Annotated in this window: 1 protein-coding gene; it reads left to right on the top strand. The window is 64.1% G+C overall.

Annotation, left to right across the window (positions count from 1 at the left end; genetic code table 11):
* Positions 1 to 34: 34 nt before the first annotated feature.
* On the top strand, positions 35 to 370 hold a 336-nt coding region (locus tag IG62_RS0141030; RefSeq protein ID WP_234326951.1), incomplete at its 3' end, for a transposase.

Below are 370 nucleotides of genomic sequence, written 5' to 3'. Positions count from 1 at the left end.
GTGACTGTGTGAGAAGTCGCTGACGGTTGAGCAGATCGAGTCGTGGTCCGAGGGGATAGCAGATTTGCATGCCCGCATCGGGCATCGTTTCGGCAGGTCGGAGCCACGGGACCGGGCTTTGGACTATCTGCGGGGCTTGCTGGCCCCTTTGGAGAGGAAGAACGGCTGGACGCTGGCCGAGCAGGTCGGTCAGCTCCGCCCGGACGGTGTCCAGCGGTTGTTGAACCATTCGGACTGGGACGAGAACGCAGTCCGTGACGATGTCCGCCACTTCGTCGTGGAGACCATCGGGGCCAAGGACGGGGTCCTCATCGGCGACGACACCGGCTTTGTGAAGAAGGGCACCAAGTCGGCCGGGGTGCAGCGGCAG

Origin of the sequence: Streptomyces sp. NRRL S-337 (assembly GCF_000720175.1) — a bacterium.
GTDB classification, from domain to species: Bacteria; Actinomycetota; Actinomycetes; order Streptomycetales; family Streptomycetaceae; genus Streptomyces; species Streptomyces siderophoricus.
Note: the sequence above shows the minus strand (reverse complement) of the source record. Positions and strands in the feature narration are given on the sequence as shown.